A 7,292-nucleotide genomic window follows, 5' to 3' on the forward strand; every position below is an offset into this window, starting at 1 on the left:
CAGGGAATTCATGAAGCCGTAGTCCACAGACTCGGAAAGCTTTGCGGCAAACTCATCCGTCACCACAGGAAAAATCTGGTTTGTAGGCGAATCGATATAGAGCTCGTATCCGTACTTTAACAGGGTATATCGGATTTCCCGAGCACGGGCGATGGCATTCATGGAAATAGTAATATAAAGCCCGTCGGTAAACAGGGTGTCGAACTGTATCCCGGTCAGCCATCCTTTCGCAAGCATCGCCCCGTGCTGCTTCGTAATCGTATAGAAGTGGGGAACGATGTCCCCGTGCGGAAAGACGACCGCTTCTCCAAATAGGGCGCCGACCTTGGTCCCGCCGATATAGAAGACATCGGAGAGGCGGGCAAGGGCCGGAAGATTCACAGCGTCATCCGGGGCGGAAAGCGGGCTTCCGTTCTCACGGTCAAAAGCTGCCGCGGCAAGGCCGTAGCCGAGCCGCGCCCCGTCCACATAGAGCTTCAAGTCATATCTGTCGGCAATGGCCCGAAGTTCCATCAGCTCTGTCAATGTGTAGAGCGTGCCGTATTCCGTCGGCTGACTGATGTAGATCATGCCCGGCGCAACCTCATGCTCGTGGTTTGCATCCGCGAAAAAGACTTTCATATAGTCTTCGACCGCTGCCGCAGATATTTTCCCGTTGACTGCCGGAAGTGTCAGCACCTTGTGTCCGCCGTGCTCGATGGCTCCCGCCTCGTGGGTATTGACGTGGCCGGTATCCGCTGCCAGAGCGCCCTCATAGCTTCGGAGGACGGTGGAGATTACGGTCTCATTCGTCTGGGTTCCGCCAACAAGGAAGTAAATGGCGGCGTCCGGCGCTTCACACGCTGCGCGGATTTTCTCCCGCGCACTCTCCGAATATTTGTCCAGTCCGTAGCCGGTATTTTTTTCAAAATTAATATCAGAAAGCCGCTTCAGGATCTCCGGGCAGCAGCCCTCCATGTAGTCGCTGACAAGTTTGATCTTTTCCATTTCCGGCCCTGCTTTCTAGTCGACTCTGCCAAAAAATATCCGGTCACTGTTTCTGACCAGATTTATTATACAATATTCTATTGTGAAAAAAAGCAAGCAGGCGGAAAAGAGGCACAGGAGGAAGATTTTTCGGGCCGTATGCCTTTTGAGATGCATGAAAGGAAAGAGAAAGCCTCAATGCATCCACTCCGTCCTCACCCCATCCGAACCTGCCGCATGCCGCAAAGCCCCTCGTCCGTCCGCTGGGCAAACAGAACCGCCTTATGGCCGGCAGATTCCAGGATATAGTCGAGAGCCTTCTTGCGTGTCTCTTCTGCCAGGCCTTTGAACGGCTCATCAAGAAGCAGGATATTCGATGGATACATGCAGGCGCGGACCAGGGCGACGAGGCGTTTCTCCTCTGCAGTAAGTTCCCTGACCGGGATGTCCAGGCGGCTTTTCGGCAGGAGCTTTATCAGTTCTTCCCTGGCCCTGTTCTCCGTGAAGACGGGATGAACAATAGCCACGTTTTCCGCCGCGGTGAAATCGGAAAGCAGCCTGTCTTCCTGAAAGACCATCCCGACCGTGAACTCTTCGTGCTTATAATCCCCAAGCAGATTGATCTGCCCGGAAGTAGCCTCTTCCAGCCCTGCAAGGATCCGAAGAAGAGTTGTTTTTCCGGAGCCCGCCGGCCCGGTCAGCACAAGGCGCGCATCATCGCTGATAGAGAGATCAAGTCCGTCGATAATCTTCCGCTCGCCGTAGGACTTTGTCAATCCGAGTATTTCAATCGTCATCAGCAGTCCGCCTTCCCATGTTTTCTCTCCCAAAGCTTCTGCGAGAGCTTCGGGAAATGTTCAGGCAGCCAGAAGTAGCGAAAACGCGTCTTCTGCGAAAGATGAAAGACCTGGATCAGCTCGTCCATCTGTTTCTTTTCTGTATCATTCATATCTCAAAAAAATTCTTCTGCTCTCAGCGTATGCTGCAAACAAATCAAGCTTCACGCAACTCTACTCTCCGCTCAGCCAATCCCTGAGAACCACGGCATTATTGCAGGCTTCATCTTTCGCGGAAAACAGGAGCGTCACATTTCCGGCCTTCAGCTTCTCACGGATCATTTCGTGAAAGGCAGCTGCCTCTTCATTATTCTGAAGTTCAAGAAAATAGCGCTCGCGAAATTCCGGAAATTTCTCCGGCTCATGATGAAACCACTTCCTGAGTTCATCAGACGGGGCGATCTCCTTCGCCCATTCGTCAATCTGCGCCTTCTCCTTGCTGATTCCCCGGGGCCAGAGACGGTCGACAAGGATGCGGTAACCGTCGTCAGCAGAAGCCTCTTCATAGATTCGTTTGATCTTAAGTTCAGACATTTTCAACCATCCTCCAAACATTATTCATAATAATAAACCTGTAGGCCGGGGGCAAGCAAGTATAAGCCAATCGTCCGCCCGAAATAGGATAATTGTCAAAAGTGATGCGAATGTATAACATTGCTTTACTATTGCCGATTTTTGGCTTATACTACCTTCATCAGGAGGTAATCACTATGGCTATAAAAACAGAGAATTTTAACATGCGTATGGAAAAGCAGAAGAAATCGGATCTGGAAACTCTGTACGGCAGCCTGGGCATGTCCCTTTCGGAGGCTGTAAATATCTTTTTCAGCCAATCTCTGTTGGTTGGCGGTCTGCCTTTCGAGGTACGGCTTCCCCAGTACAATGCTGAGACTCTTGCCGCAATGCAGGAAGCAAAGGATATTGCAGCAGGCGCAATTCCTTCGAGAACCTATTCTTCCGCCGATGAACTTTTTAAGGAGCTCGACAACGAATAATGCTGACTCTTACCACGACTGCAAAATTTCGGAAAGACTATAAAAGAATTAAGAAACAGGGGCTCACCGTTTCCGAGCTGAAGGATGTAATCAATATGCTCCTTCAGGAAATCCCACTCTCCGACAAATATCATGATCATGCCCTAACCGGTAATTTCAAAGGCTTCAGGGAATGTCACATTCAGCCGGACTGGCTGCTGTTATATTATATTGATCACGATAAACTTGTTCTTACCGTTGTCCGCACCGGATCTCATAGTGCTCTTTTTGATCTGTAAAAAAACTTCCCACGGCATACCGCCGCGGGAAGTTTTTGCTTTCAACTATGAAGTTTCAGGCTTATGCTGTTCTTCAGGCCTGCTTCTTTTTGCGCTCATTCACGCCCATTGCTGCAAGACCTGCGCCAGCGTCAGAGCTGCTGCTCCGGCAAAAATTTTCTTTGCTTTCATAAAAGGGTCCTCCACTTTCATCATTCAGCCCACCGACGGGCCATCTTCGGCACAATCGCCTTATTTTTGATTATAGCCCCCCAAAAATATTGCAAGCGAATTTACGCTTTTACGAACCGCAAAAATTTGAAATGTAAAAATTGCCGCTTCCAAATTTTGGACGGCCGAAACCCATGTGAATACTGCGTCGTCCAAATTTTGGAACGGTTTTCTGACAGGCAATTTTTCGATTTACCGGGTTTGCGAACTCCTCCCAAATTCTGGGGAGTCGGAATCCGCGGATTCATTGGTTTCCCAAAAACTGGTTAAATTTTGGAACGCTTAAAGCGAAAAACTGAAACAGATAACAGGATACGCCAAAAGTTGCAGTTCACTTTTGGCGGAACCAGCTTCCCCACGGGAATCTGGCCAGGGCTCACGCCCTGAAGCCTGTCGGAATTGCTACACCGTTCAAAAAATTTTCCGCAAAGAAAAAGTGACGTCACTTTGACGCCACTCCCAGAGAAAAGTGACGTCAAAATGACGTCATTACGTGTTTCATGTAGAAATTGCACTATTCGTTATCGGTCAGAAAGCCCTTGGCCATATTGATGCCCTTTTTCCCGTTGTTGTTGACAAAATCACGGATGACCTCTGCCAGATCGTCATGGGCATTCATTTCGATCCTGCCGATGGTCCTTGTGGAACTATCGAATCGAACCTGTGCCGTGGCTGTAAGCTTGTCGGCATAAATATGCTGCATCTCTTCCTGATAGCTCCCATAAGCTTTCAGTTTTTCCTCTGCCCCGGCTTCATCCGAAGAAAGCGTATTTGATACATCCAGAAAAGCATCATCCATCAGGGAATCACATTGTTTCGTATATCTTGCCTGTGCGTCGACGAACCCATCCATGTTGTTCAGAAGGCGCAGATTTTTCTCGATAATTCCGTCCCCCTTCGAGGCCTCATGATCCAGTCCGGCTCCATCTTCCTCCGCTTTTTTGTCAGCAGTTGTTGTCGGCACAGTATCATCTGTCTCCTCAACAGCATTCTGTGCAGAGACAGTCTGACCGGATGAATCCTCTGAATCGGAGGTCTTTTCTTTTCCGGCAACAGCCTCTGCTTTCAAGTCATCCTCTTCAGGTGTCTTCAGCGATTTCTTCAGGATATCCATGATCCGCTTGCCCTTTTCCTGTACATCCTTTGCATTCTGCACAGCTCTATCCGTCCGCGCCAGATCATTTGCTTCCCCCTGGCTCTGTACCTGCTCCTGCATGGAACGATACATATCCAATCGCCGAAGATAATTCTTCTGCAATTTTCCCATAGCCTCTTTCAATTCATCGTCTGTAAAGAAATGGGTCCGCTTCTCCACATAGTTTTGGGATGCAAGTGTCTGGATTTCATCATTCACAAAAGCCTTTTCCTCATCGCTCAGGGTGCCGCCCTTGTTCACCTTGCTGATCAGACCGTCCACCCGCTTCATATTTTCCCGTGTCTGTTTTTCATCAGCATCCAGAGCCCGTTCTTTTTCCCTCATGTCCTGCAGCTTTTCCCTGCCCTTGTCTGAGATCCGGGCCGTCGCAGACGCTTCCGGACGAAAGGCTTCTTTAGCCGAAATATTATTTTCACTGCTTTTCTTTTCGGAAGCTTTCATCGGTACAGACACACCGCTTACCTGCGCCTTCGAAAAAACACCCTTCCCGGTGACAGACAGCTCTGTTGCGCGGATATTCATGCTCATGATTTTTTCTCTCCATTTTCCATGCAATCAATCCCACTCAAAATTCACAAATTCCTTATGTAGTCGAATTTTTGTACATATACAGAATATCCTGTACCGATACTATTGGCTGAGCACCAGTTCGGACATCCACATCTATGATATCAATATGATGAATGAAACCACTGTCAATGGGGGTCCTATATCCGCCCATAGGTGAATGAGGATGGAAATCCATTGAGAAAAATCCATCGAGGCCTGCATCAGCAGAGGCATAACTTTTTGCAAACTCAGGATGATTTACTTCTTCCCACTGTCGGTCATCCATTGTTCCGGTCAGCCTTGCATTAACCGCCGGTTGCCTATTCCCGGCATCATCATAATAATATGCTACACCTACCACAGTTACCGTTCCCGGGCCATTCGAAGCATCAATCCGATAATGGGGCACGCTTGAGAAGCCCGAATAAGTTACTTTCCTTGCATTATGCCCTTCATATCTGACAATCTGAATCTCGTCAACTCTTGACACCTTCATTATGGAAAGCTGATATGTTTCCAAAGTAGTCCGATTGAAACTGCTGAGTGTGTCAAGGCTTGATATCTTAAGATAATATGTTCCTTCCGGCAGGGCTATCTCTCCGGAAAAGCCTGAGCCAAGTTCCTGCAGGGCTATGCAGTCTGTTCCGATATTTCTGTAGAGCTTGCAGGAACATCGCCCTCCCACAGTAAGCCTGTCATAGGAAAAGCGAATCTTGTCATACTCTGGCGCCTTACCAACTACAAACTTGTACCAATCCGCATCAATAGGAGAATTCACATCCCCGTTGATCAGTGCATTTGCGTCCGCAATGTCCAGAACCGTGGCTTCTTTCGCGTTTCCATTCATCGATTCACCCGAGGGGAGCGTATCAGAGACAGAATAATCCAGCGTATACTGCTTCTCCGTACTCCCGCCCTTAGTTGAAAAAGCACACAGGTACAGCGTTTCGTCGGCATCCGAGACATATTCCAAATCTTCCGGTTCAGATCCGGAGGCGTTCAGGTATGTAACATAATCGCTTGAGCTTTTGACGTTCAGTGAAGAATCAAAAAGGTAAAGATCATAGTCAATGCTATTGTCCGCCGGTACTGTCAGCCTTGCCTGAAGATAACTCCCCTTTTTCAGAGCAACTGCATACATCCTGTAAGTTCCGCCCTTTTCAAGGTACCCGCTGGCCGTATACAGATGGATCTGATCCGATGTATCTGCCGCAGAAGCATAACTAAAGGAGCCTGCGAAGACAGTTCCCAGTGATAATACTGTCACAAGTATTATCGGCAGAACCCGGGGAAATCTTTTCCTTTTGGATATAAACATTGTGCCCTCCTTTGTAAACATTGCCATTCCCGTCAAATATCCAATGGTTTTTTCAAACAACGAAAAATCTGACCTATCTCACGTTTGTGTTCTTTGAAAGGTTAGTTGTTTCTGCCGGGTAAGTGATGGTTCCAATGATGGATTAGAAAATAATAAGAAAGAGGGTCCCAGAGAAATCCCGAAGCCCTTGTATATCCAGAATCGATGCGACTGGATTCGAAGGAGCAGCCACACCCTGAAACCTGCACGGAAAGGAGCTTTGGCGATGTCATTTCCTTTTGCACCCACCTCTGCACCCGGCAGATTGAATATATCGACCCCTTTTCAAAGCGACAGATCCGCTATAGTTATCTCCTGACCATCACCAGAGCGGATGTTCATATTGAGATGGCGAAAAAGTCCCGAATAAGTAATCTCTGTAGTCGCCATCGTTTCATGATTTGCCATGCCTAAAGAATTTCCCTGCGCATAACTGGTTCCTTGAAAGATCACGCTTTCCATACCATTCGGATGAATTACAATTTCACCCTGATAATAATCTTTATAGACTAGAGGAATCACATAATGATAATAAACCCCGTCAACACTATATTGAGCAGAGATATCATTGCCATCTTTCTCACAGGTACATGTTCCAGCATTTTTTACTGTTCGCTTAATCGGGATAAAGCATAAAAGTACGCAGATAAGCACAACCAGAAGCAGTGCCACTTCAATCGCCAACCGGATTCCCCCAGCTTTTTTTCGCGTCTCCATCTCAAAAATCCTCCTTTAAAGTAATTTTTATCTTATCGCCATATTGAAACTTCGCCGGTCCAGTCACATTTCATTTATCTTAGAAGTCAATAAAGAACTGTCGATTTGCCAGCCTGAACATCCTGCGGGAGCAGAAGCACCTGTCCGGTCAGGAACTGGAAACCCTGGTCATACCGAGCCCGTTTGTAAAGGATGATCCGGAATGGATGGCGGAATGCAATGAGCAAG

9 protein-coding genes are annotated in these 7,292 nt (G+C 47.9%); 2 read left to right on the forward strand and 7 right to left on the reverse strand.

The window, feature by feature from the left end; all coding sequences use genetic code 11:
- The 4 genes from VZT47_RS08720 to VZT47_RS08735 form a co-directional block, all read right to left on the reverse strand.
- On the reverse strand, positions 1-987 hold a 987-nt coding region (locus VZT47_RS08720), incomplete at its 3' end, for a threonine aldolase family protein (protein ID WP_330224576.1).
- Positions 988-1,181: 194 nt separating this feature from the next.
- Positions 1,182-1,763: an ABC transporter ATP-binding protein gene (locus VZT47_RS08725; protein ID WP_330224577.1), complete on the reverse strand. Its 582-nt coding sequence runs from the start codon at positions 1,761-1,763 to the stop codon at positions 1,182-1,184.
- Positions 1,763-1,915, reverse strand: coding sequence for a hypothetical protein (locus tag VZT47_RS08730; protein WP_330224578.1), 153 nt, complete (start codon positions 1,913-1,915; stop codon positions 1,763-1,765). Before VZT47_RS08730 ends, VZT47_RS08725 begins: the two co-directional genes overlap by 1 nt.
- A gap of 61 nt (positions 1,916-1,976) precedes the next feature.
- The gene (locus VZT47_RS08735; RefSeq protein ID WP_330224579.1) at positions 1,977-2,336 is read right to left on the reverse strand and encodes a DUF488 domain-containing protein; all 360 of its coding nucleotides are present in this window, start codon (positions 2,334-2,336) and stop codon (positions 1,977-1,979) included.
- Between the two features lie 176 nt (positions 2,337-2,512).
- Between VZT47_RS08735 and VZT47_RS08740 the strand changes: the two genes are divergently transcribed.
- Both VZT47_RS08740 and VZT47_RS08745 read left to right on the forward strand, forming a co-directional pair.
- The gene (locus VZT47_RS08740; RefSeq protein WP_330224580.1) at positions 2,513-2,797 is read left to right on the forward strand and encodes a type II toxin-antitoxin system RelB/DinJ family antitoxin; all 285 of its coding nucleotides are present in this window, start codon (positions 2,513-2,515) and stop codon (positions 2,795-2,797) included.
- Positions 2,797-3,075 (forward strand): type II toxin-antitoxin system YafQ family toxin, encoded by a 279-nt coding sequence (locus tag VZT47_RS08745; RefSeq protein ID WP_330224581.1) that lies wholly within the window; start codon positions 2,797-2,799, stop codon positions 3,073-3,075. Before VZT47_RS08740 ends, VZT47_RS08745 begins: the two co-directional genes overlap by 1 nt.
- Positions 3,076-3,799: 724 nt before the next feature.
- Here the strand turns inward: VZT47_RS08745 and VZT47_RS08750 are convergent.
- The 3 genes from VZT47_RS08750 to VZT47_RS08760 all read right to left on the reverse strand — a co-directional run bounded on the left by VZT47_RS08750 (position 3,800) and on the right by VZT47_RS08760 (position 7,064).
- Positions 3,800-4,969, reverse strand: coding sequence for a hypothetical protein (locus VZT47_RS08750; protein WP_330224582.1), 1,170 nt, complete (start codon positions 4,967-4,969; stop codon positions 3,800-3,802).
- 55 nt (positions 4,970-5,024) lie between these two features.
- On the reverse strand, positions 5,025-6,308 hold the full coding sequence (locus VZT47_RS08755) for a hypothetical protein (protein WP_330224583.1): 1,284 nt from the start codon (positions 6,306-6,308) through the stop codon (positions 5,025-5,027).
- Positions 6,309-6,632: 324 nt separating this feature from the next.
- Entirely contained in the window at positions 6,633-7,064 is a 432-nt protein-coding gene (locus tag VZT47_RS08760) for a hypothetical protein (protein ID WP_330224584.1), read from the reverse strand.
- Positions 7,065-7,292: the final 228 nt, after the last annotated feature.

This window comes from Dialister sp. (assembly GCF_036343215.1).
GTDB lineage: Bacteria > Bacillota > Negativicutes > Veillonellales > Dialisteraceae > Dialister.